Raw genomic sequence first — 23,820 nt, 5'->3', positions numbered from 1 at the left:
CTCCATGATGCCGGCGCGGGCAAACGCGCATTCAATCAAGCAAGGAGAAACTCATCATGAAAACCCAGATCAAACTGGTTCTGCTGGCAGTGGCCGGCGCGTTCGCAGCCTCCTCGGCCCTGGCTGGTGGCGGTTACAACCCTCCGGGAGGCGGGGAAGACGGCGGCACCAAGTTCACCGACACCAAGAGCACCTCGTCGACGGTGAGCAATACCTCGACTGCCAGCAAGACCACGACCGGCAAGTTCGCCCAGGAATCCGACAAGAGCAATGTCGAAAAGGTCAGCACTGACATCAAGATCAACGGTGGCGGCACGCTGAACATCACGGCCAAGGCCGATGCGGCGACCAACACCCGCCAGGTCAGCTATCGCAATGACGGCGAGCTGGGCTCCAATGCGTCCGCCTCCGTCGATCACAGCGTGACCGGCAACCTCGGCAATGTCGGCCTGAACGTCGGTGCCGGTGATGGCAACCAGCAATCGAATGCGCTGGCCATTGCCGACCTGTCCTTCGTGACCGGTGGCGTCTCGGTGTCGTCGGACAGCTGCCGCGGTGGCGATTGCGGCAATGGCGGGACCAGCAGCAAGGGCGCGGCAGCCATTGCCAGCAGCCAGGCCGAGCAGGATGGCCAGCTGAACAACTGGTCGATCGGCCATGGCGACAAGCTGACGGCCGCGGTCTGGCACTCGGTCAACGGCAACACCGGCGTCGTGGGTGTGAACGTGGCGGCCGGTCAGGGCAACCAGCAAGGCAACAGCACGTCGATCGCCAATGCCAAGGGTGCCATCCTGGCTTCCGCGACCGCTTCGACCAGCCAGCAGCTTGACCACAACAAGTCCTTTACCGATCAGGCTTGCGATCTGACTGCAGCCGTCGGCAACTCGCTGATGAACAACACCGGCAACGTGGGTGTGAACATCGCTTCGGGCATCGGCAACCAGCAAGCCAACTCGCTGGTTATCGCAGCGGCTTCCGGCAAGTAAGGAAAGCGGCAGGGGAGGACGGGGCGCGGACTTTCGGGTTCGCGCCCATGTTGCAGCCGAATGGTGCGCAGGCAGCGTGACCGCAGTGGCCGCTGTTCCCGCGCAACGGAGAATGTCATGACACGCAAATGGATGCGGACGGGCGTGCTGGCGCTGCTGGTGTCGGGGCCTGCCCTGGCGGCCGCGCCGGACAGCGCGCCGATGCGGGTCGATGTCTCCAGTACCGTGTCACTGTCGAAACCGGTCTGGAGCCTGAAGGCAGCCAGGTTTCGCAATGTGGTGCAACAGCAGACCGACTACAGCTGTGGCGCAGCCGCACTGGCCACGCTGCTGCGTTACGCCTATGGGCTGCATATCGATGAAGGCGACCTGATCGAGGCCATGATGGGGGTGTCCGACCCCGAACTGGTCCGGACCCAGGGTTTCTCGATGCTGGACATGAAGACGCTGGTCGAGGCGATCGGCCTGCGCGGGCGCGGTTACCAGATGAAGCTGGAAGACCTGCCGACCATCCGCGTACCGACCATCTCGCTGGTCGACTATCGCGGCTACAAGCATTTTGTCATCGTGCAGCGGGCCACCCGCGACGTGGTGTTCATGGCCGATCCGGTGCTGGGCAATCGTCGCGTGTCGCTGAAGGAATTCGGCGAAGGCTGGAATGGTGTGCTGCTGGCCGTCATCGGGCCGAACTACAACCGCAACAACGTGCTGCTGACGCCGCCGGACCCGTTGCGGCGCAGCCGGATGGTGAACGAGTTCCGGCCGATACGGGATGCCGACCTGATGGAGTTCGGCTTCACGCAAAGCGATTTTTTCTGATCGTGCCTGGCACGGTCACGGGGGACAACCATGAAACGGATTGTCTGGATGGGCTGTCTGGCGGGGCTGGGGTTGTCGGCCCCGGCGCTGGCGGCCGAGCCATTGCGCATTACCGAGGTCGGCAACGACATGCTGGCCAATATGCGCGGCAAGTATGTGGCACCCGGTCAGATCGTCAGCTTCGGTCTGGAAATGGTCACCAGCTGGCAAACGCAGGCCGGCGACACCCAGTCGGCTGCAGTGAAGTTTGCCGCGTCGCAGGGCAACGGCTTTTTGCCGACCATCACCGTCTATCAGTCCGGGAACAAGGGCGGGGCGGCAGCGGCGGCAGGGACCGGTACCGTGGTGCAGACCGACCTGTCGACGGTAAAGGGGGTGTCGCAGGGAATACAGATTGCCGGCGACGGCAACCGGGTCGGCAATGGCATCGGCGTGGAAGTGGGGCCGGCCGGCACCACGGCGCCGGGGCTGACTGCCGGCATGACCCAGGTCGGCACCCTGTCGGCCAGCGGTACCACCACGCTGCAGGCCGGCAATGTGCTGGCGGCATTGCAGAGCGGCCGTCTGTCGCTGAGCATGGCGGTCGCCGGGCAGGGGACGGCGCAGCAGGGCATCGGCAACGGCAACCTGAGCCAGCAGACGGCTGTCATCAGCAGCCACAATCAGGTGACCAATCTGGCCCGGCTGACCGTGAACATCGACGCCGCGTCGCTGCGCTCCAGCACCGTGCCGCTGGTCAACCTGATGCGCGGCATCCAGTAGGGCGACACCTGCGCCCCGTTTTGACTGTGACCGTCTTTTCCGCCTGTGCGGGGACACGGACCAGACAACAATAATCATGCACTGGCCTGCTCCTTGCCCCCGGAAACCCCCTTTTGTTCCGGGGCTCTTTTTCATTTCCGCGTTCAGAAGTTGTACGGGAAGCGGAGGCTCAGCGAGTAATCCGGCGAATCCGGCGTCAGCCCGATTGCCAGGTTCGGCACCACCGACAGGTTCTTGTTCACCACCCAGGTCAGACCGAAGTTGAACGCGGCGGCGTGGGTGTCGCTGTTCAGCACATCCTGTTCGCTCTGCCCGTCGTACTGGATACGGGTCTTCCGGGCAATCGACGACGAGTACGACATGCCGAGGCTCATGCGGTCGTTGAGCGCAAAGGCCATGCCCATGCCGAGCTGGATGCTGTCGCCGAGCTTGACGTGGCCGGGCAGCGTCTGACCGACCTGCTGGCTGATATCGTCGAAGTGGCGGCGGATGTTGTAGGTGTAGCCGAGGTTGGCGAACAGCACGACCGGATCGACCGTCTTGACGAAGGACATGCCGGCAGTGACCGCCCATACGCCGTTGCCGGTCGGCAGCTCGTTCGGGGTGGCCAGCACCTGGTTGCCGCTCTGGTCGCGCGTGACCAGCTTGATGCCGTATGGCTCGCGTCCGGTCGGTGCCCGCACGCGCAGGCTGCCGACGATGTCCGGCCAGTTCTCGTCTTCTTTCACCAGCTTGTACGCCAGGCCAAAACTGGCATCGCCGATGGCCGGGCCGGACGAGACGTTGGCTTCGATCGGGACGGCGGTGCCGGTCTGGGTGATGTAATCGCTGTAGCGGTACAGGAACGGGATATTGGCATCGAACTGCCAGCGGTCACCAAGCGACATGCGCCCGGTCAGGTCAAAGGTGAAGGTGTTGCTCTTGATGCGGTCGAGATTGATGCTGCCGAGCAGGATCGAGTCGAGCGCATAGAAGCCGCTGACGTTCAACTGGCGCGAATCGTAGTGCGAATAAGTGAGCCCGGCTTCCAGCGAGAAGCGGCTGCCGGTCAGGAAGCCGCTGGCGTTCTGGTAGATGTCCTCGACGCTCTTCTGCGGCGGGATATCCTGTGCGGCAGCCTGCTGGACCGTGCCGATTGCCGCCCCGCTGCCGGCCGCACCGCCGGCTGCCGCGAAGTCGCCCCCCGCCGTTGCGGCGGCACCGGCACTGCTTCCGGCTGCTGCCGTGGCCGGCGGGGCGCCGGAGGCGGCGGCCAGCGCCTTGATGCGGGTTTCGAGCTGATCAAGTGTGCGTTGCTGCGCGGCGTAGCGCTGCTTGAGCAGATTGAGTTCCTGGGTCAGGCGCTGGACTTCTGCATTGTCCACGGCAGCGAAGGCGGCGGGAGCCCAGGCCAGCGAGACGGCAGCGGCGATACAGGACGGAACGAGGAGGGATGGCTTCATGCGCGGCCCGGTATGAATGTTTCGGACAGCGCGCACCCCGCGCGCCGTCGCGTATGTCATTTATGGCACATGGATGAAGTTTTCCCAGTCGGATTTTTCCTGCCGATGTGCGGCCGGGAACCAGCCAGGGCGGATTTGCCGTCGATCAGTCCGCTGCGAACAGCGCCCGTGCATGGTGGGCAATGTGGTCGCCGATAAAACTGGCGATGAAATAATAGCTGTGGTCATAACCGGGATGCCGCCGCAGCGTCAGCGGGTGGCCGGCTGCCGCGGCCGCGGCCCGCAGTCGTTCCGGTTGCAGCTGGGTGGCGAGAAAATCGTCTGCTTCGCCCTGATCGACCAGCAGCGGCAGTCTTTCCGTTGCAGAAGCCAGCAGTTTGCAGCTGTCATATTGCTGCCACAGTTCGCGATCATCGCCCAGATAGGCGGAAAACGCCTTTTCTCCCCACGGCACCTGGCCGGGAGCGACGATAGGCGCGAAGGCCGAGACGCTGCGGTAACGACCGGGGTTTCTCAGTGCCAGCACCAGCGCGCCATGGCCACCCATCGAATGACCGGCGATGGCGCGCTGGCTGCCGGCGGGCAGGCAGGCTTCGATCAGTGCCGGCAATTCGTCGCGCACATAGTCATACATCCGGTAGTGCGCCGCCCAGGGCGCGCGGGTGGCATTGACGTAAAAGCCGGCACCCTGGCCGAGGTCGTAAGCGGGATCGTCGGCGACCCCGTCGCCGCGCGGGCTGGTATCCGGCGCGACCAGCATGATGCCATGCTCGGCTGCGTAGCGCTGTGCGCCGGCCTTGGTGATGAAGTTCTGCTCGGTGCAGGTCAGGCCGGACAGCCAGTACAGCACCGGCACCGGTCGCTGCTGCGCCTGCGGCGGCAGGTAGACCGCGACATGCATCGGGCAGCCGAGCACGGCCGAGGTATGGCGGTAGACGTCCTGCCAGCCGCCGAAGCAGGCGTTGCGTGCTATGCGCTCCATGTCAACTGCCCTGGAAGTGAATGACCGTGCGGATCGATTTGCCTTCATGCATCAGGTCGAAAGCTTCGTTGATGCGTTCCAGCGGCAGGGTGTGGGTAATGAACGGATCGAGGTCGATCTCGCCGTGCATCGCCTGTTCCACCATGCCCGGCAGCTGGCTGCGACCCTTGACGCCGCCGAAGGCCGAACCGCGCCAGACCCGGCCGGTGACCAGCTGGAACGGGCGGGTGCGGATCTCCTGGCCCGCGCCGGCCACGCCGATGATGATGCTTTCGCCCCAGCCCTTGTGGCAGCACTCCAGTGCCGCGCGCATCACGTCGACATTGCCGATGCACTCGAAGCTGAAATCGACGCCGCCGTCGGTCATCTCGACGATGACGTCCTGGATTGGCCGCGCATGATCCTTCGGGTTGATGCAGTCGGTGGCACCCATGCTGCGCGCCAGCGCGAACTTGTCCGGGTTGGTGTCGATGGCGATGATGCGGCCGGCTCTGGCCTGCACCGCGCCCTGGATGGCGGCCAGACCGATGCCGCCGAGACCGAATATGGCCACGGTATCGCCGGCCTTGACCCTGGCGGTATTGTGCACCGCGCCGATGCCGGTGGTGACGCCGCAGCCGAGCAGGCAGACCTTTTCCAGCGGCGCTTCCGGATTGACCACGGCCAGCGAGATTTCCGGCACCACGGTGTACTCGCTGAAGGTGCTGCAGCCCATGTAGTGGTAGATCGGCTGGCCGTTGTACGAGAAGCGGGTGCTGCCGTCCGGCATCAGGCCCTTGCCCTGGGTGGCGCGTACGGCCTGGCACAGATTGGTCTTGCCGGACAGGCAGAACTTGCACTTGCCGCATTCGGCCGTGTACAGCGGAATGACGTGATCGCCTTCCCGGACGCTGGTGACGCCGTCGCCGACCTTGACCACGATGCCGCCGCCTTCATGGCCGAGCACGGCCGGGAAGATGCCTTCCGGGTCGTCGCCGCTGAGGGTGAAGGCATCGGTGTGGCAGACACCGGTATGGGTGATGCGGACCAGCACTTCGCCGGCGCGCGGATCTTCGACGTCGATCTCGACGATTTCCAGGGGTTTGCCTGCAGCAAAGGCAACGGCGGCGCGTGATTTCATGGTTCGGCTCCAGTGGGGGCGGGGGCCGCGCAAGCGGCGGCCGGCATGCCGCCATTATGGCCGGGCCGCCCGCCAATGAAAAACCCTTCGCCAATGGCGAAGGGTTCGGGAACAGCCTGACGCCCCGCGATAACGGGGGCGTGCAGTCCGGTCAGTTCTTGCTCTGGTCGACCAGCTTGTTCTTGGCGATCCACGGCATCATCGCGCGCAGCTGGCTGCCGACCTGTTCGATCGGATGAGCGGCGGTCAGGCGACGGCGGGCGGTCATGCTCGGGTAGTTGGTCTTGCCTTCGAGGATGAACATCTTCGCGTATTCGCCGGACTGGATGCGCTTGAGTGCATTGCGCATCGCGTCCTTGGTCGCTTCGGTCACGACTTCCGGGCCGGTCACGTACTCGCCGTACTCGGCGTTGTTCGAGATCGAGTAGTTCATGTTGGCGATGCCGCCTTCGTACATCAGGTCGACGATCAGCTTCAGCTCGTGCAGACACTCGAAGTAGGCCATTTCCGGCGCGTAACCGGCTTCGGTCAGCGTTTCGAAACCGGCCTTGACCAGCTCGACCGCACCACCGCACAGCACGGCCTGTTCGCCGAACAGGTCGGTTTCGGTTTCTTCGCGGAAGTTGGTTTCGATCACGCCGCCCTTGGTGCCGCCGTTGGCCGCAGCATACGACAGCGCCACGTCGCGGGCCTTGCCCGACTTGTCCTGGTACACGGCGATCAGGCTCGGCACGCCGCCGCCCTTCAGGTATTCGGAGCGCACGGTGTGGCCCGGGCCCTTCGGCGCAATCATGATCACGTCGACGTCGTCGCGCGGCACGATCTGGTTGTAATGGACGTTGAAGCCGTGGGCGAAGGCCAGGGCCGCGCCCTTCTTCAGGTTCGGCTCGATGTCGCTGGCGTACACCTCGGGCTGCGATTCGTCCGGCAGCAGGATCATGACCACGTCGGCCTTCTTGACCGCCTCGGCGACTTCCTTGACCTTGTGGCCGGCCGTTTCGGCCTTCTTCCACGATGCGCCGTTCTTGCGCAGGCCAACGACGACGTCTACGCCGGAATCCTTCAGGTTTTGCGCGTGGGCGTGACCTTGCGAACCGTAACCGATGATGGCGACCTTCTTGCCCTTGATCAGGCTGAGGTCGGCGTCTTTGTCGTAGTAAACCTTCACTGTATTTCTCTCCATGCTGCGTGAAACGGGCCGCGTCGCATGCGGCGCGGCGGCCAGTCAGTGCCGCCAGTTTCAGCGGGTGTTGCCGGGGTTTCTCAAATTTTCAGGATGCGCTCGCCACGGCCGACGCCGGAGGCGCCGGTGCGGACCGTTTCGAGGATGACCGCACGGTCGATGGCCTCGATGAACGCGTTGAGCTTGTCGCTCGTGCCGGTCAGCTCGATGGTATAGCTTTTTTCGGTCACGTCGATGATGCGGCCGCGGAAGATGTCCGCCATCCGCTTCATTTCCTCGCGATCCTTGCCTGCGGCGCGAACCTTGATCAGCATCAGTTCGCGCTCGATATGCTCGGACTCGTTGAGGTCGATGACCTTGACCACCTCGATCAGCTTGTTGAGCTGCTTGGTGATCTGTTCAATCACGTCATCGGATCCGTGCGTGACGATGGTCATGCGGCTGAGCGTCGAGTCCTCGGTGGTGGACACGGTCAGCGAGTCGATATTGTAGGCGCGGGCGGAAAACAGCCCGACGACGCGCGACAGCGCGCCGGCTTCGTTTTCGAGCAGAATGGACAGGATGTGACGCATGGTATTTTCTCCCCCGTCCGTTAGCACAAGTTGGTGTAGTCGCGGTCCGACGCCGAAGGCAGATCGGACATGTGCGGCGGCAGGTCCATCTCGTCCAGCCCCTTGCCGTTGCCGACCATCGGAAACACGTTGGCGGTCGGATCGGTGCGGAAGTCGAGGAAGACCAGGCGGTTCTTCAGCTTCTGGCCGAAGGCTTCGCGCAGCACCGGCTCGACGTCGGCCGGGCTTTCGATCTTGAAGCCGACATGGCCGTAGGCCTCGGCGATCTTGACGAAGTCGGGCAGCGAATCCATGTACGACTCGGAATAGCGGTTGCCGTAGTAGAACTCCTGCCACTGGCGGACCATGCCGAGGTAGCGGTTGTTCAGGCTGATGACCTTGACCGGCGTGTGGTACTGCTTGCAGGTCGACAGTTCCTGGATGTTCATCTGGATCGAGCCTTCGCCGGTGATGCAGGCGACGACGGCGTCCGGGTTGGCAAGCTGCGCACCCATGGCGGCCGGCAGGCCGAAGCCCATCGTGCCCAGACCACCGGAGTTCAGCCACTGCCGCGGACGGTCGAACTTGTAGTACTGCGCGGCGAACATCTGGTGCTGGCCGACGTCGGACGCGACGATGGCCTGGCCACCGGTCACTTCATACAGCTTTTCCACCACGAACTGCGGCTGGATGATCTCGCTGTCCTGGCGGTAGCGCAGACACTGCGGCTCGCGCCAGGCTTCGATCTGTTCCCACCATGCGGACACGGCGGCCGGATCGGGCAGCAGGTTTTCATGGCGGATCTGCGCCATCAGCTCGGTGACGACATCGCGCACATGCCCGACGATCGGGATGTCGACCTTCACGCGCTTGGCGATCGAGCTCGGATCGATGTCGATATGGATGATGCGCTTGGGCACGGCGGTGAACTTTTCCGGCACCGACACCACGCGGTCATCAAAGCGGGCGCCGATCGCGATCAGCACGTCGCAGTTCTGCATCGCCAGATTGGCTTCGTAGGTGCCGTGCATGCCGAGCATGCCGACAAACTGGCGGTCGGTGGCCGGGTAGGCGCCGAGACCCATCAGCGTGTTGGTCACCGGGGCATTGAGCAGGCGTGCCAGCTCGGTGACCTCGGGACAGGCATTGGCCAGGATCGCGCCGCCGCCGACATAGATGAACGGCCGCTTGGCTTCCTGAATCAGCTGCGCCGCCTTGCGGATCTGGCCGGGGTGGCCGCGGCCGGCCGGCTGATAGCTGCGGATGTGAACCGAGTCAGGGTAGTTGAATTCGATGCGTGCCTGGGTGACGTCCTTCGGGATATCGATGACCACCGGGCCGGGACGACCGGTCTGGGCGATGTGGAAGGCCTTCTTGAAGGTTTCCGCAAGGTCGTTGATGTCCTTGACCAGGAAGTTGTGTTTCACGCACGGCCGGGTGATACCGACCATGTCGACTTCCTGGAACGCATCCAGCCCGATGGCAGGTGTCGCGACCTGGCCGGAGATGACAACCAGCGGGATCGAGTCGAGGTAGGCCGTGGCAATGCCGGTCACGGCATTGGTCGCACCGGGACCGGAGGTCACCAGGGCAACGCCCACTTTCTGGCTGGAGCGGGAATACCCATCGGCAGCGTGTACGGCAGCTTGTTCATGACGTACCAGTACGTGCTTGAACTTGTCCTGTCTGAAGATTGCGTCGTAGATTTCCAGCACTGCCCCGCCCGGGTAGCCGAAGACGTATTCGACCCCTTCTTCCTGCAGACAGCGCGCGACGATTTCGGCGCCGGAGATTTCCATTTGATAGCCTCTTGATGCCAGTTTCATCATTACGGGTGGCAATCGAAGTTAGCTGATATGACAAAGGGCGGTCAAGCGGATTTGTGCTTTGCAAAAAAACAGCCACAGCCCGGATTTTGCTGGAGAATCCTCCTTCTGCGTGACCATGGCACCGGCACGGAGTCGTCCATGCCACATAACGGTGCGTTAGCCGTATTGCGTGCTGCGCAAGCGCCGGATGTGGCAATAATCTGTTAGGCTGCATCACGGTTTTCCCTCGTCATTCTGTACTGGAAAAATGTCCGGTCCTTCCCGAGAATTTCTCGTTTCCCCGCTCGTGCCGATTGCCGAACGCTACTTTCTCGCCTGCTCGGGCGAGGTTGGGCAGGCCTCGGACGGGGTCGCGGCGTTGATGGCACGGCTGGCGTGCTACGGGCCGGCGCTGGATGCCGGTCTGCTGCCGCTGGCCTGGGTGCGGGAGATGAGCCGGCTTGGCCGGCAACTGGCGCGTCAGGCCGAGCCGCTGGAACCGGATGCCAGGCTGGATCTGGAAGCGACCTGGCAGCGCGCCTTGCGCGTGCTGCCCGCTGCGGAGCGCGACGCCCTGTTCGCCGTCGACCTGTACCGCTTGCCGGTGAACGACGCGGCACGAGCGCTGGGCGCGTTGCCGCGCGCCGTGGCCGCCCGCGCCGCGCAGGCCCGGGCGCACCTGCTGGTGCTGATGCGCCAGCAGGGACACGATATCGACGATCCGGTCGCGCTGATCACCACCGGCATCACCCGGCTGCACGCGGTGCCGGCCCCGGCCCCGGCAGGGGCCGCGCCGATCCTGACCCCGTCCGCCACCTGGCGCTGCTGGCGGCTGCGGCATGCCTTGCTGCTGCGCCGGGTAGCCTGGGGACTGGGCGTGACGCTGCTGCTGGTCTGCGTTGCCGTCGGGGTGCAGATGCGCTTCGGCAATCGCCAGGATGCCGCACGCGATCTGCGCTTGCTGGCCAATGAGCTGCCGCCGGCCGCGTTCGTGCCGGACGGGGAGGGACGATGAGCAGGGTGTGGATGCTGTGCCTGACGCTGGCGCTGGTCGCCTGTTCGCCCTCCGGGCGACCGGTCAACCCGCCGTGGTCGCAACTGACCGAGCAGGAGCAGAGCGTGCTGGCGCCGCTGCAGCCGGAGTGGAATCGCTACAACCCGCGCAAGAAACAGGAGTTTCTGGCCCTGGTCGGTCACTGGGCGTCGCTGACGCCGGCCGAGCAGACCAATGTGCAATTGCACCTGTACGACTGGGCACTGATGGAAATGCCGGACCGGCAGGCAGCACGCCGGACGTTCGACCGGATCGAGTCCCTGCCGCCGGCGGCGCGGGACGCCGCACTGGCGGAACTGGCCGAGCGCGAGCGGGTTCGCGAAGGGCGCGAGCCGGCGGCCGGGATCGAAACACCGGATGCTCCGTCGGCGCGCTGAGCCGATGACCGCAAGCCGCCCACCCTCTAGAATGGCGTTTTTCGCCAGAGGGCACTGACTACGTGACCGATACCGCCGACTTCCTGCCCGCCGGCCAGCTGCGCCGACTCGGCAGCCTGTGCTACGACTTTATCCTGCTGGCCGCCCTGGTGGTGGTGGCGGGAGGCGTATTCCAGCCGCTGTTTTCCTTCTACGGCAAGCTGCCCTGGCTCGACCTGCTGTATCAGGTCTACCTGCTGACCGTGGTGTTCGGCTACTTTGCCTACTGCTGGATTCGCAGCGGACAGACGCTGGCAATGAAAACCTGGAAGCTGCGCCTGACCGATGCGCGCGACGGCGGGCGCCTGCGCTGGTCGCAGGCCGTGGTGCGCTTTGTGGTGACCGCGCTGTTCTATGCGCCGGTACTGCCGGCCTGGAGCTGGGCGCACTTCAATCCGTCGCAACGCTGGATCGCCATTGCGGTCACGGCATGGGCCTGTGTACCGCTGCTGTGGAGCCTGTTCGACCGTGACCGCCGCTTCCTGCAGGATCGCCTGGCCGGCACCCGCATCATTCGTTGCTGATGCCCTGATGCAGCCGGTCGGTTCGCGCCGGCCGCTCGGTGGCCGCCGCGCGCAGCGTCGGCGACCAGTTCCACTGCCATTGCTTCCATGCCGCCTGCACGGCATTCGGGTAGCCTGACTGGCCGAGGCTGCCGTTGTAGCGTCCCAGCGCCCGGAACAGATTGCCGCGCTCGATATCGAGATAGTGGCGCAGGATCACGCAGCCATAGCGCAGATTGGTACGGTACTCGAACAGGTCATGTCCGGGCGAACCGATCGCGCCCAGCCAGAACGGCATGACCTGCATCAGCCCGCGCGCGCCGACGCCTGACTGCGCCTGGCTTTTGAACCCGCTTTCGACCTGGATCAGGCCCAGCACCAGTTGCGGGTCGAGACCGACGCGGGTGGCTTCGTAGTGGATGGAGACCAGCAGGCGTTCGCGCCACTGGCGATCCGGCAGCCGCGCCTCCAGCCGGCGCGACATCTCGAACAGCCAGTCACGGCCCTCTTCCGCATTGACGAACTCCATGCGCGGCAGCGTGCGCTCGTTCAGCCCGTCACGCATCGCACTGGCGACACCCGCCGCCATGCGTTCCTCGCGTTGCGCACCGGCCTGTGCCGGCAGCGCGCACAGCAGGCACAAGGCGAGGAGAAGGGGGCGGGCGCGGAGGGTCGTCATGGGGCGCAGTGTTGCAGAGCGGTGCGGCCAGCGCAAACCGGTCGGAACCATGCCCTTGCCGCCTGGAAACAGAAAACCCCCGCAGCGGCAAGCCGCGACGGGGGTCGGTACGCAGGAAAAGTCTAGAAGGCGTAGCGGTAGCTCGTCGACAGGCCGACGTCACTGGCGCCGTTGTCACGGCTGGCAAAGGCGCTGACCTCGAAACGGCTGTCCCTGCCGTGGTGGCTGAGGCCGAGCTTGCCGTCGTAGCCCAGGCGGTGGTTGCCGCTCGCCGGCAGCTCGAAGCGGCCGGCGGCCGGGACGCTGGCGAAGCCGGCCTGGCGGATGCCGGCCTGCCGGTACAGCGTCGGGCGACCCAGCAGTTCGGCGTCTGCCCGCCAGCCGCGGCCGTTGCGGAAGTTGATGGCGTCGTAACGGACGCGCAGTCCGAGCACGCCGTCCACGGCGCTGTCGCGTGCCGCCGAGAGTCGCAGCGCGTAGGTGCCGGCATCCCGTTCGGTCAGTGCCGCATCACGCTGGTGGCGCAATTTCAGGCCAAGCAGCGGTTCCAGGGTCAGGCCGGACGCCAGCGTGTGCGGCATGGCGAGGCTGAACTGGCTGCTGAACTGGTCACGACGCTGGTCTGCACGCGGTTGCAGGTTGACATCGCCATAGCGCAGCGTGCGTCGGGTCCCTGCCTGATGCTGCGTGTATCGGAACTCTCCTTCCAGTTGTGCACGACCCAGCGGCTGCGCATAGTGCAGGCCGAACAGCTGGCTGCGGCCATTGAGGCCGGCATTCGTTGTCGATCCGGATTTGACGCTGGCAAAGCCGTAGCGGGCGGTCAGCCGGGCGTCGTGGCCGAGTTCAAAGCGCTGGCGCAGGGCGACCAGGTCATAGGTCGAGCTGCCAAGCCTGGCTTCGGGCTGGCCATGCCGGCTGCCGACCAGGCGGAAGCCGAAGCCGGCCCGGTTGCCGGGCATGTCATCGCTGAAGCGGGTGAAGCGCTGTTCCAGTGTGCGCAGCGGCTGCAGCGAGGCGGCAATGCCGGCGCCGGACAACTGGCGCAGCGCATGACCGATATCGGCAACCGAGGCCAGTTCGAGGCTGCGGAACAGCGGACTGCCGTCATAGCCCTGTTCCATCGCCGCGGCGATCGGCTGCAGTGCGGCGTCGGGCACCAGCTGGCGGTAGTCGTTCTTGGTCATCATCACGCCGACATCGCCGTCGCCGTCACGATAGGCCTGGGCATGCCAGGCGGCGGAACGTGAGCGGATATGCTCGATACCGTCGATGCGGCTGCCGCGCAGCACCTTGTCGAAGCGGGCCTGGCGCGAAGCCGTGCCGGTGGCGAAGGTGGTGTCGATGCTGACCGCGCTGGCATCGAGATGTGCGCCGTCCAGCGTGCCGGCGCCGCCGTCGGGCCGGGTGCCGATCACGTAGCCGGCCAGCGAGCGTGTGGCACGGAGTGCCTGAGGTTCAGGCTTGTCCTTCTGCTGACTGAAAAGGGGGTTGAAAACGAAACCGGTGTCAGCCTCCGTGCCGCTGACGTCACGGCCGCGGGTACTGGTATTCCTGAATACGCCGCAACTTTTATCCGGGCACAGCAGGTTGACCTTGCCTCGATTGATCAGGATGCTGCCGGTGCCGGCGATCTGGAACGCATGAGAGCGGCTGGCGTGGACATTGATGACGCCGCTGTCGTCGTTGACGATGGCGCCGGAAGTATTGCGCTTGCTCAGGACCATGGCGGCCATGCCGGTATCGGTCGTTCCCTTTTCGCCCAGATTGATGATGCCGCGGTTGACCAGCTGTGAATCGCTGTTGCTGTGCATCGCCATCGCCTTGTCGCCGCGAACGGTGATTTCCCCGCCCTCGTCGTTGAGGAGGTCGTGACCGGTATGCTGGTGGACCCGCAGTGCGCTGCGGGTACGGCCGGTGGCGGTGAAATCGATGCTGCCGCGGTTGATGAACAGGCTGCGTGCCGGGTCACGCGTGCCGGATGCGGAAGGGACGTTACCGCGTGGTGCCGGTCCCATCGGGCCGGCCGAAGTCATGATGCCGTAGCCGTCGCGCGCCACCAGCTTGCCGGTGTTGGTGGCCAGCCCGCCTCCCGGGCTGGCAACATAGATCGCGTGCCGGCTCTTGCCCGTGCCGGCTTTTTCCGCGATGACGTTACCGTGGTTGACGACGGTGCCGCCCTGACCGTAGCGCAGGGCGCCGGCACCGCTCAGGTGAATGCTGCCGTCTGGCCGGTTGGTCAGCGTGCCGGTGACCTTGAGTGGCTGACTCAGGGTCAGCGTGCCGCTGTTGACCATGTCGGCATGAACCATGCTCGACTTGTTACTGCTCAGGGTCAGGGTCGCGCCGAGCGCGTTGCGCATGGTGCCGAGCGCCACCAGCGTGACGTCCCTGGCGCTGCCATCATTGGTCAGCGTACCGTCCCCGTGGATGAAAAGGGTGCCGTTGCTCAAGGTGCTGGTGATCAGCATCCGGTTCGATCCCTTGGCCAGCGGCGTTCCGGTCGGAGACTGGCTTGCCCCTCTGCCCTGGCCTCCCACGCTCAGCTTGCGACCTCCCAGATCAAGCGGTGCCGAAACCACGAATTGCTGATCGTCGGAGCCGGTCGGCGTGACATCCGGCTGGTGCGGTAACCGGGCTTCCGGCATCGGAACACCGTTGAGGTTGACCGCGCCCCGGTTGATCAGAATGCTGCTGCTGTCGGCATGGAAGGCCTGGGCGCCATCTGCATTGACATTGATCACACCCTGGGTGTCGTTCAGTGCCGTGGCGCCATTGAGGGCGACCATCCCGTAGTGCCGGCCACTGGTTGACCGGGATGATGCGTCCGCTTCCAGATTGATGATGCCCTGGTTGGTCACGATGGCGCCCGGGAACGAGGCCACCATGCCGACGCCGGCATTGTGAACGGTGATGGTTCCCTCATTGGTGGCATTGGCCCGGGTGGTGCGCTGGCCGCCGAGAGGGGCGCTGACCGACAGGCCGAAGCCCAGCTCATGCACGGGTATGGCCAGGGCCTCCGGGGCTGGCGCCGGTTTGCCGGCTTCCAGATGCAGCGGATCGATATCGATCAGACCCCGGTTGATCAGGTGTGGAAGGGAAGTGTTGTCCTGTCCGCTGGCGGCCATGCCGCTGGCGCCAAGCCCGCGGGCGGTGATGGTGGCGGCATGGCCGTTGATGGCCATGGCCCCTTCTTCGGGGATGCCGTCCGGGCTGACCTGGCCTATTGCCTGCAGTGCCGTGGCGCCCGGGCCGACGGTAATCCGGCCGCCCAGGCTGGCCTGGGCCCGGGAACCGGCAATGCGGATGCCCACCGCGTCCTGGTCGACGGTCAGCAGGCTGTTGGTCCGGGTGTCGAGCCGGGTGTTGCCGGCGCTGATCATGATGCCGGTTGAGCCGTTCCCGGTCACGGCGGTGGTGCCGGCCTGAAGCGAGACCTGGCTGAAGGCGCCCCGGGCGGCGATGCCGGTTCCCCCGCCGGAGATCCGCATGCTGCCGCCATCGCGATAGACCTCGCCTCTCGGGCTTTCCAGCACGACACCGTACGAATCCGCACCGTCAATGGTCGACGAGTCGTGCAGACGGACCATGGAACGGATGCCGGAGATCCGGATGCCGGTGGCGCCAGCCGTCACGCTGCCGGCCGGTCTGGCCTGGCCCGATGTCTGGCCTGACGCCGGGCCGGTGGTGGCGGAAACCGGAAGCTGGTAAGGAATGATGCCGCCCGGTTCCTGCGGGGCGGCGGCCTGGTCCAGCGCCGGGTCGTACAGTTCGACCCGGGCCCGGTCGCCGATGATGTGGAAGGCGGTTGCCCGGTCGAGTACCGTGCCGAAGCCCTCGCCGAGGGCACGGGCCGAGTATCCGACGATCCTGACACCGGTGGACAGGGGTCCGCCGACATTGAACGGGCGGGACAGGCGGACCTGCGCCTGGTTGCCGTCAATGGCGATGCCGGTCGCACCGTTGACGATCCGGCCACCGCCATCAAGCGACAGCCGGGCACGGTGGCCTTTCACCTTGATGCCGACCGACTGGCTGCCATTGACATTCAATGTCTTGCGGACCCGCTGCACATCGGCCCGCTGACCGATGATATGGAGGGCGGTGGCCCCCTGTGCCGCGCTGATCGGGTGGTCACTGACAATCCGGGCGTCATCGGCACGGATTTCCTTGCCGGGCGTGCCGGCATCGCTGGCGTTGATCAGTTCCAGCGTATACGGCGGTGAGTTGCCGGCCGCCGCCGGCGCCGCCATGGCGCCGGCGACCGCCACCGAGCCGCCGGCCCGGAAGAAGGCTGCCAGCAAACGTCGGCATGTGCCACTCAAGCCCGGTTCAAGCAAGCGCTGCCTGAGCAGGTATTGGCGTTGGCTTAACAAGAAAAGGCGCTGATAAATATATAACATGATGAGTCATCCTTGCATGAGCTTCCAGGAATCGAGTCATGACGCTATATGAACCGGATCGGGCGAGGCAGTGACACAAGGCTGGTTTGCAAATGGGAACTATCCGTATTATTTCTGGAAAAATCCGCGGTTCGTTGAATTGGGCAAGTATTTGCGTAGTTAGATATACGTTTTGTCTGCTTGAATAAGAAAAACCTGCTTCCTGCCAGAGAAGAGGCGAGACAGAAGCAGGCGGTGACAATTCAGAAACCATGGCGATAATTGGCCATGATTCGCCGGTCTCCGGCGCCATTCTCGCGGCTGGCAAAGGCGCTGATTTCAAAGTGGCTGTCCTTGCCATGGTGGCTGAGGCCGAGCTTGCCGTCGTAGCCCAGGCGGTGGTTGCCGCTCGCCGGCAGCTCGAAGCGGCCGGCGGCCGGGACGCTGGCGAAGCCGGCCTGGCGGATGCCGGCCTGCCGGTACAGCGTCGGGCGACCCAGCAGTTCGGCGTCTGCCCGCCAGCCCCTGCGGGAGGCGACGGCATCGTAGCGGACGCGCAGCCCGAGTACGCCGTCCACGGCGCTGTCGCGTGCCGCCGACAGGCGCAGCGCGTAGGCGCCGGCATCGCGCTCGGTCAGCGCGGCATCACGCTGGTGGCGCAGTTTCAGGCCAAGCAGCGGTTCCAGGGTCAGGCCGGATGCCAGTGTGTGCGGCATGGCGAGGCTGAACTGGCTGCTGAACTGGTCTCGACGCTGGTCGGCGCGCGGGCGCAGGTTGACATCGCCATAGCGCAACGTGCGTCGGGTCCCTGCCTGATGCTGCGTGTATCGGAACTCTCCTTCCAGTTGTGCACGACCCAGCGGCTGCGCATAGTGCAGGCCGAACAGCTGGCTGCGTCCGTCGAGACCGGCATGGGTGGCCGGTCCGGATTTGACGCTGGCAAAGCCGTAGCGGGCGGTCAGCCGGGCGTCGTGACCGAGTTCAAAGCGCTGGCGCAGGGCGACGAGGTCATAGGTCGAGCTGCCAAGCCTGGCTTCGGGCTGGCCATGCCGGCTGCCGACCAGGCGGAAGCCGAAGCCGGCCCGGTTGCCGGGCATGTCATCGCTGAAGCGGGCGAAGCGCTGTTCCAGTGTGCGCAGCGGCTGCAGTGAGGAGGCGATGCCGGCGCCGGACAACTGGCGCAGCGCGTGACCGATATCAGTTGCCGAGCCCAGTTCCAGGCTGTGGAACAGCGCGCTGCCGTCGTAGCCCCGTTCCAGCGCCGCAGCGACCGGATGCAGTGCCGCATCGGGGACCAGATCGCGGTAGTCGTTTTTGATCAGGGTGATGCCGATATCGCCATCGGCGTCACGGTAGGCCTGTGCCCGCCAGGCGGCATTGCGCGAGGTGATCCGTTCGATGCCGTCGATGCGCTTGCCGCGCAGTACCTTGCTGAAGGTGGCGTGCCTGAGGCTGCTGCCGGTGGCGAACCCGGTGTCGACGGTCACGCCGCTGGCATCGAGATGTCCGCCGTCCAGCGTACCGGCGCCGCCGTCCGGCCGGGTGCCGATCACGTAGCCGGCCAGCGACTGTGCATGAGCGGCGGCCGGGGCGGCGACAGGCAGGCCGTTGTGGTCATAGTGCGGGCTGTCGTTGCCGCGGTGATCCGATTCGTCGTCAGCCGGAACGCTGGCTTCGCTGCGAAACTGCAGGCCGGCTGTATTCAGGCTGATGTCCTGGTCACGGGTAGAGGCGTCCCGGTATGTCTGGCAACTCTGGTCGCCGCAGGAGAGGCTGACCATGCCGCGGTTGACCAGCAAGGCATTGTTCCCGTCAATGCTGAATGCATGCGATTGTCTGGCGTGGACATTGATGATGCCTCCCTGCTCGTTGACCAGCAGCGAGGGGGCCGACCGGGGCCGCGAGCCCTGCCAGCCCCGCTGCGCCATGGCGACCATGCCGACATGGCGTGAGCCGGGCTCCCCAAGGTTGATGATGCCGCGGTTGATCAGCTGCGAGGTGGTGTCGCTGCTCATGGCGACGGCATTGTCGCCGCGCACGGTGATGACGCCTGTCTTGTCGTTGACCAGGTCTGTGATCAGGTCATGGTCGTTGCCGGTCGAGGCCGTGACGGACAGCGCGCTGGTGGCGCCGTGCTCGGCGGTGAAGTCGATGCTGCCGCGGTTGATGAACATCTGCCGCTTGTTGCCGGCTTCGGCCCTGACTGCCGTGTAGCCGCCACGGGTGATCATGCTGCCGACGTTGGATTTTGTCCGGCTGCCATTGTTGTCCCCGCTGCCGCTCAGAACCAGCAGTGCGGTACCGGCCGCGGCAGGCCCGGCCCGCTCCGCCAGGATACGGCCCAGGTTGACGAAGGCGCTGTCGGATGACGCATACAGGGAGCCGTTGCCGGTCAGCAGCATCTGCCCGCCATGCCGGTTGACGAAACGGCCGCCATCCAGGGTCTCCAGGCGGGCTTCCGTGCGGATCTGCCCGTCGTTCCACAGCGTGTTCCGGATCTGCGCGCTGTCCAGCTTCAGCTCGCCGCTGTCGGTGTTGTGCACATGGCCGGACGAAGTCAGGTGCAAAGGATCGAGCCGGCCGGTATTGACGAATATTCCGCCGGCCTTTCCGTCCACACCCAGATGGACATGGCCGGTTCCGGTCGGCCCGGCGGGGTCCGGCGCATCGAGACCGGACGTGTCCGGCAGCGTGAACCGGTAAGTCTGGGTGGCATGGGGGCTGACGACAATGCGGCGCTCGCTGTTTGCACAACTGCTGTTGCCGCAGAGCAGATGGACCTTGCCGCGATTGATCAGGATGGCAGCCGATGGCAGGTTGCCGTCAGGCCGGTGGATCCGGAAAGCGAACGAGTGCCTGGCGAAGACATTGATGACCCCCTCGGTGTCGTTGAGCAGGGTCGAGCGCATGATGACGGCCGGGTGCCGGCCGTCGGGCTTGCCCCAGGCGCCCGCCTCCATCGCGGCCATGCCGAAGTCGGCCGTATCCCTGACTCCGAGATTGATGGTGCCCCGGTTTACCAGGTGGCTTGCCATGCCGTTGCTGCCCATGGCGACCGCATGGTTGCCGCGGACGGTGATGATGCCGCCGCGGTCGTTGATCAGCGTGTTGAAATTGTTGAATTCAGGGATGTGCAGTGCGCGCGTGGCGCCGTTCTCGGCGGTGAAATCGATGTTGCCACGGTTGATGAACGTCCGCTTCTGGTAGTCGCTGGCCTTGAACGTGACGGCACCGTAGCCGCCACGGGCGATCAGGGTGCCGGTATTCAGTCCCGGCCGGGCGGGCCCGCCACCCTCTGCACTCATCATCAGGATGAAGCGCTCGCTGCGCTGGCCGATGGCATGACGGGCGGTGACGGTGCCGTCGTTGATGAACAGGCTGCGTGCCGTGGCGCGGATCGTGCCCTTGCCGCTCAGCCTGATGACGCCGCTGTGCGCATTGATCAGCCGGCCGCTGCCGGCACCGGTCAGTGCGGCTTCCAGATCGATCGTGCCATGGTTGCGCAGGGTGTGATGAAAGTGGCTGTCCGCCAGCGGATGCAGTGCGATGCGGCCGCTGGGCCCGTTATGCAGGGGACCATGAGCGGCCAGGGTGGTGTCGCTCAGCGTCCCGGTGTTGATGAATGCGCCCTGGTCGGGAATGTGCAGCGTGGCCGAACGGATCAGGCTGATTGGCCGGTACGGGTTCTGCCTGATGGCGCTCGGCAGGGGAAGGACGGGGGGGCTGCCGGTGCCGGGATTGACGGGGGCTCCGATCTGCCGGTCTGCCGGCGCGGACAGGGGAGGATTGCCGGTATCGGGACTGGCCGGGTTTCCGCCCGGCTGGCCAGCCGGTGTGGAGCGGGGCGGCAGGGCGGCGTCAGGCGCGATGTGATTGCCTGCCGGTGCCGACGGCTTGTCCCCCTTCTTGCTGCCAAGCAGCGCGGCCAGTCCGGCCGGCCCGAGTCCGGCTAGACCCAGCCTGGCGGTGTGGATACCGGAGAAACGGAGCGCGGTGTGGCAGGGGCCGGATGCCGGGGCCGCCGCCTCGCAGTTATCGGCCCGGTCATCCCATGTGATGTCGGCGGGGGCCGCATTGGCCGCCGGGATGCCGGCAATGAGGGCCGACAGCGCCACGATGCCGCCTGTCCGGCCAAGCCCGGACGGCAAATGCCGCGGGCAGTGCACAGGTCCGGTTTTTCGCTTTCTGGCGCGGTACTGGATTTGCCTGGCAGTTAATCCCGAAAGATAACCATATAATCGCTGCATCGCAGATTCCGTTTCATCATGAAAACAAGGCTGCGAGGCTATACGGTTTGCAAATCGGCGATAAGGAAAGCAATACGTTTTCTTGTCGGGAGTTTTTCTGTTTTTTTATGAGGATGGATGGAATGTCGTTGCCGGTTTTTATTGGGGCGGCGATGAGAAATAACCATGCGGTGCAAGCTTTTTTACTTTTCCGTTTAAATCCCGTTTTTGCTGCGCACTATTTGAAAGGCACTTTGCCGGATCGTGATAAAAAACGGGCCGGAAAGCATACGTATTACCCGTTCCGGCAATGCACCTGCTGACCGGCGATATAGGTTGCGGCAATGGCGCGATCGTCACCGAGCGTCATCTGGATGAACAGGGCATCCTGCCAGTCGCGCGCGTATTTCATGCGGTAGGCGATCAGCGGGGTGGACATCAGGTCAAGCACGGCGATATCCGCTTCCATGCCGGCCTCAATCGCGCCGATACGGTCGTCCAGGCCCAGTGCGCGGGCATTGCCGCGCGTGGCCAGGTAGATGGCCTGGGCGGCCGACAGCGGAAAACCGTGGAACTGGGCGGCCTTATACGCCTCGTTCAGCGTCTGCAGGATCGAGAAGCTGGTGCCGGCGCCGAGGTCGGTGCCGAGGCCGACCGCGACCGGGCGGCGGGCGTCCCGGGCGCGGCGCAGGTCGAAACAGCCGGAACCGAGGAAGAAGTTCGAGGTCGGGCAGTGCACGATGGCGCTGCCGGTCGCGGACAGGATGTCCAGCTCGGCTTCCGACAGGTGGATGCCGTGGCCGTACAGCGCGCGCGGCCGCAGCAGGCCGTAGCGCTGGTAGACGTCGGTGTAGTGGGTGCAGGACGGAAACAGCGCGCGGACCCAGGCCAGCTCGTCGATGTTCTCCGCCAGATGCGACTGGATCAGCGTGGTCGGGAAGTCCTGCGCCAGGCTGCCGAGCGCGTCGAGCTGCTCCGGGGTCGAGGTCGGGGCAAAGCGTGGCGTGATCACGTATTCGGCGCGACCCCTGCCGTGCCATTTCCCGATCAGTGCCTTCGACTCGTCATACGCGCGCTGCGGCGTGTCGAGCAGCGCTGCCGGCGCGTGGCGGTCCATGCATACCTTGCCGGCCATGATGCGCATGTTGACCCGGGCGGCGGCCTCGAACAGGGCGTCGACCGACTGCGGATGCACGGTGCAGAACACCGTCGATGCGGTGACGCCGTTGCGGTGCTGCTCGCGCAGGAAAACCTCTGCGACTTCGGCGGCATGCGTCTTGTCACTGAAGCCCTGCTCGGCCACGAAGGTGTAGTTGTTCAGCCAGTCGATCAGCTGCTCGCCATGGGCGCCGATCATCTCGGTCTGCGGATAGTGGACGTGGCTGTCGATAAAGCCCGGCAGCAGCACGCAGTCGCGCCAGACCGTGACCGGCACGTCGGCGGACAGGGTCGGCAGGATGTCGGCGGCCGGGCCGACGGCATCGATCAGTCCGTTGGCCATGACGATGACGGCGTCGGGCTCGTAGACCGCACAGTCGGACAGCGCGTGCGTGAACGGATCGTCGCGGAAGGTCAGCATGGCACCACGCAGGGCGGTTTTCATTGGCGGTGTCCTCATTCAATGCAGAAGCGCAGCACGAACAGCGCGGCCACGGCGGCAATCGGCAGGCTGACCTGGCGCCACTGGCCGGACAGGGTCTTGATCAGCACATAGCCGATCACGCCGAAGGCAATGCCGTCGGAGATCGAGAAGGTATAGGCCATGGTGGTGACGCAGGCGATGGCCGGGGCCGATTCGCTCATGTCGTCCCAGTCGATATGGGTCAGGCTGCGCAGCATCAGCACGGCGACGAACAGCAGCGCCGGTGCGGTGGCGTGGGCCGGGATCATGGCCGCCAGCGGCGCGAACCACAGCGACAGCAGGAACAGCAGGCCGATAACGACCGCGGTCAGGCCGGTGCGGCCGCCGGCGGCGATGCCGGTCGTGCTTTCCAGGTAGGACGTGGTGCTGGAGGTGCCGAGCAGGGCGCCGATGGTGATGGCGGTGCTGTCGGCCAGCATGGCCTGCTTGAGGCGTGGCAGCTTGCCGTCGCGGTCGAGAAAGCCGCCGCGCTCGCCGATGGCGATCAGCGTGCCCGAGGTCTCGAACAGGTCCATCAGGAACAGGCTCAGCACGATGCCCAGCGTGGCGCTCTGCAGCGCGCCGCCGATATCGGCCTGCAGCCAGGTTGGCGCCAGTGACGGCGGGGCGGAAAACACGCCGCCGTACGGTGTCAGTCCCAGTGCCACCGAGACCGCCGTCACCGCGAGGATGCCGATCAGGATCGCGCCGCGCACGCCGAGCTTGTCGAGCACGACCATCAGCACGAAACCGCCCATCGCCAGCAGCGCCTGCGGCGAACCGACCTTGCCGATGGCGACCAGGGTATCCGGGTTGCCGACCACGATGCCGGCCGTGGACAGGCCGAGCAGGGCCACGAACAGGCCGACGCCGGCAGCGATCGAATGCTTGAGGCTGCGCGGGAACGCGTTGACGAACCATTCGCGGATGCGCAGGCCGCTGACCAGCACGAACAGGCAGCCGGATACGAACACGCAGCCGAGCGCGACCTGCCATGGCAGACCCATGCCCTTGACCAGGCCGAAGGTGAAGAAGGCATTGATGCCCATGCCCGGCGCCTGGCCGATCGGGTAATTGGCCAGCAGGCCCATGATCAGCGAGCCGACGGCAGCGGCCAGGCAGGTGGCGACAAAGGCGGCGCCATGGTCGATGCCGGCCTGCGACAGGATGTCGGGATTGACGAACAGGATGGCCGACATGGTCAGGAAGGTAGTCAGGCCGGCCAGGATTTCGCGGCGCACGGTCGTGCCGTTCGCCACGAGCGAAAAGTATCGTTCGAGCATGGA

General features: G+C 65.3%; 17 protein-coding genes. 6 read left to right on the top strand and 11 right to left on the bottom strand.

Annotated features, from left to right (window positions below; all coding sequences use genetic code 11):
* Window positions 1-56: 56 nt before the first annotated feature.
* The 3 genes from ACYVG8_RS04010 to ACYVG8_RS04000 all read left to right on the top strand — a co-directional run bounded on the left by ACYVG8_RS04010 (window position 57) and on the right by ACYVG8_RS04000 (window position 2,567).
* On the top strand, window positions 57-986 hold the full coding sequence (locus ACYVG8_RS04010) for a hypothetical protein (RefSeq protein ID WP_036386083.1): 930 nt from the start codon (window positions 57-59) through the stop codon (window positions 984-986).
* A 117-nt stretch (window positions 987-1,103) separates the two neighbouring features.
* The gene (locus ACYVG8_RS04005; protein ID WP_199489859.1) at window positions 1,104-1,805 is read left to right on the top strand and encodes a C39 family peptidase; all 702 of its coding nucleotides are present in this window, start codon (window positions 1,104-1,106) and stop codon (window positions 1,803-1,805) included.
* 30 nt (window positions 1,806-1,835) lie between these two features.
* Window positions 1,836-2,567 (top strand): hypothetical protein, encoded by a 732-nt coding sequence (locus tag ACYVG8_RS04000; protein WP_146745121.1) that lies wholly within the window; start codon window positions 1,836-1,838, stop codon window positions 2,565-2,567.
* Window positions 2,568-2,710: 143 nt separating this feature from the next.
* Here the strand turns inward: ACYVG8_RS04000 and ACYVG8_RS03995 are convergent, their stop codons facing one another.
* The 6 genes from ACYVG8_RS03995 to ilvB all read right to left on the bottom strand — a co-directional run bounded on the left by ACYVG8_RS03995 (window position 2,711) and on the right by ilvB (window position 9,644).
* Complete coding sequence (locus ACYVG8_RS03995; RefSeq protein ID WP_028499451.1) at window positions 2,711-4,009, bottom strand: transporter family protein; 1,299 nt, start codon at window positions 4,007-4,009, stop codon at window positions 2,711-2,713.
* 145 nt (window positions 4,010-4,154) lie between these two features.
* The gene (fghA, locus tag ACYVG8_RS03990; protein ID WP_460745048.1) at window positions 4,155-4,991 is read right to left on the bottom strand and encodes an S-formylglutathione hydrolase; all 837 of its coding nucleotides are present in this window, start codon (window positions 4,989-4,991) and stop codon (window positions 4,155-4,157) included.
* Window position 4,992: 1 nt separating this feature from the next.
* Complete coding sequence (locus ACYVG8_RS03985; RefSeq protein ID WP_107889065.1) at window positions 4,993-6,111, bottom strand: S-(hydroxymethyl)glutathione dehydrogenase/class III alcohol dehydrogenase; 1,119 nt, start codon at window positions 6,109-6,111, stop codon at window positions 4,993-4,995.
* A 151-nt stretch (window positions 6,112-6,262) separates the two neighbouring features.
* On the bottom strand, window positions 6,263-7,279 hold the full coding sequence (gene ilvC / locus ACYVG8_RS03980) for a ketol-acid reductoisomerase (RefSeq protein WP_028499448.1): 1,017 nt from the start codon (window positions 7,277-7,279) through the stop codon (window positions 6,263-6,265).
* 95 nt (window positions 7,280-7,374) lie between these two features.
* Entirely contained in the window at window positions 7,375-7,866 is a 492-nt protein-coding gene (ilvN, locus tag ACYVG8_RS03975) for an acetolactate synthase small subunit (protein ID WP_028499447.1), read from the bottom strand.
* A gap of 20 nt (window positions 7,867-7,886) precedes the next feature.
* Window positions 7,887-9,644, bottom strand: coding sequence for a biosynthetic-type acetolactate synthase large subunit (ilvB, locus tag ACYVG8_RS03970; RefSeq protein WP_028499446.1), 1,758 nt, complete (start codon window positions 9,642-9,644; stop codon window positions 7,887-7,889).
* A gap of 277 nt (window positions 9,645-9,921) precedes the next feature.
* On the opposite strand from ilvB, the gene ACYVG8_RS03965 reads away from it, so the two are divergent.
* The 3 genes from ACYVG8_RS03965 to ACYVG8_RS03955 all read left to right on the top strand — a co-directional run bounded on the left by ACYVG8_RS03965 (window position 9,922) and on the right by ACYVG8_RS03955 (window position 11,647).
* Window positions 9,922-10,668, top strand: coding sequence for a hypothetical protein (locus ACYVG8_RS03965; RefSeq protein ID WP_460745047.1), 747 nt, complete (start codon window positions 9,922-9,924; stop codon window positions 10,666-10,668).
* Window positions 10,665-11,084: a DUF3106 domain-containing protein gene (locus tag ACYVG8_RS03960; RefSeq protein WP_107889066.1), complete on the top strand. Its 420-nt coding sequence runs from the start codon at window positions 10,665-10,667 to the stop codon at window positions 11,082-11,084. The genes ACYVG8_RS03965 and ACYVG8_RS03960 overlap by 4 nt, the downstream gene beginning before the upstream one ends.
* Before the next feature lie 62 nt (window positions 11,085-11,146).
* On the top strand, window positions 11,147-11,647 hold the full coding sequence (locus tag ACYVG8_RS03955; protein ID WP_028499443.1) for an RDD family protein: 501 nt from the start codon (window positions 11,147-11,149) through the stop codon (window positions 11,645-11,647).
* Here ACYVG8_RS03955 and ACYVG8_RS03950 read toward each other — a convergent pair.
* From ACYVG8_RS03950 to ACYVG8_RS03930, 5 genes are all read right to left on the bottom strand, one after another.
* Complete coding sequence (locus tag ACYVG8_RS03950; RefSeq protein ID WP_156952530.1) at window positions 11,634-12,305, bottom strand: transglycosylase SLT domain-containing protein; 672 nt, start codon at window positions 12,303-12,305, stop codon at window positions 11,634-11,636. The genes ACYVG8_RS03955 and ACYVG8_RS03950 overlap by 14 nt on opposite strands.
* A gap of 122 nt (window positions 12,306-12,427) precedes the next feature.
* Window positions 12,428-16,630, bottom strand: a complete 4,203-nt coding sequence (locus ACYVG8_RS03945) for an autotransporter outer membrane beta-barrel domain-containing protein (protein WP_460745046.1) — start codon at window positions 16,628-16,630, stop codon at window positions 12,428-12,430.
* A gap of 320 nt (window positions 16,631-16,950) precedes the next feature.
* A complete protein-coding gene (locus ACYVG8_RS03940) occupies window positions 16,951-20,802 on the bottom strand; it encodes an autotransporter outer membrane beta-barrel domain-containing protein (RefSeq protein WP_460745045.1) in 3,852 nt (1,283 codons plus the stop codon).
* Window positions 20,803-21,208: 406 nt separating this feature from the next.
* A complete protein-coding gene (gene guaD / locus ACYVG8_RS03935) occupies window positions 21,209-22,516 on the bottom strand; it encodes a guanine deaminase (RefSeq protein ID WP_107889070.1) in 1,308 nt (435 codons plus the stop codon).
* 11 nt (window positions 22,517-22,527) lie between these two features.
* Entirely contained in the window at window positions 22,528-23,817 is a 1,290-nt protein-coding gene (locus tag ACYVG8_RS03930; RefSeq protein ID WP_107889071.1) for an NCS2 family permease, read from the bottom strand.
* Window positions 23,818-23,820: the final 3 nt, after the last annotated feature.

The organism is Microvirgula curvata (assembly GCF_054781615.1).
This window is presented reverse-complemented; position numbering and strand designations above follow the sequence as displayed.

What these genes read in the sequence shown, in the direction of transcription:
- ACYVG8_RS04010 (WP_036386083.1), top strand. Translation starts at nt 57, where the DNA reads ATGAAAACCCAGATCAAACTGGTTCTGCTGGCAGTGGCCGGCGCGTTC.
- ACYVG8_RS04005 (WP_199489859.1), top strand. Translation starts at nt 1,104, where the DNA reads ATGACACGCAAATGGATGCGGACGGGCGTGCTGGCGCTGCTGGTGTCG.
- ACYVG8_RS04000 (WP_146745121.1), top strand. Translation starts at nt 1,836, where the DNA reads ATGAAACGGATTGTCTGGATGGGCTGTCTGGCGGGGCTGGGGTTGTCG.
- ACYVG8_RS03995 (WP_028499451.1), bottom strand. Translation starts at nt 4,009, where the DNA reads ATGAAGCCATCCCTCCTCGTTCCGTCCTGTATCGCCGCTGCCGTCTCG.
- fghA (WP_460745048.1), bottom strand. Translation starts at nt 4,991, where the DNA reads ATGGAGCGCATAGCACGCAACGCCTGCTTCGGCGGCTGGCAGGACGTC.
- ACYVG8_RS03985 (WP_107889065.1), bottom strand. Translation starts at nt 6,111, where the DNA reads ATGAAATCACGCGCCGCCGTTGCCTTTGCTGCAGGCAAACCCCTGGAA.
- ilvN (WP_028499447.1), bottom strand. Translation starts at nt 7,866, where the DNA reads ATGCGTCACATCCTGTCCATTCTGCTCGAAAACGAAGCCGGCGCGCTG.
- ilvB (WP_028499446.1), bottom strand. Translation starts at nt 9,644, where the DNA reads ATGGAAATCTCCGGCGCCGAAATCGTCGCGCGCTGTCTGCAGGAAGAA.
- ACYVG8_RS03965 (WP_460745047.1), top strand. Translation starts at nt 9,922, where the DNA reads ATGTCCGGTCCTTCCCGAGAATTTCTCGTTTCCCCGCTCGTGCCGATT.
- ACYVG8_RS03960 (WP_107889066.1), top strand. Translation starts at nt 10,665, where the DNA reads ATGAGCAGGGTGTGGATGCTGTGCCTGACGCTGGCGCTGGTCGCCTGT.
- ACYVG8_RS03950 (WP_156952530.1), bottom strand. Translation starts at nt 12,305, where the DNA reads ATGACGACCCTCCGCGCCCGCCCCCTTCTCCTCGCCTTGTGCCTGCTG.
- guaD (WP_107889070.1), bottom strand. Translation starts at nt 22,516, where the DNA reads ATGAAAACCGCCCTGCGTGGTGCCATGCTGACCTTCCGCGACGATCCG.
- ACYVG8_RS03930 (WP_107889071.1), bottom strand. Translation starts at nt 23,817, where the DNA reads ATGCTCGAACGATACTTTTCGCTCGTGGCGAACGGCACGACCGTGCGC.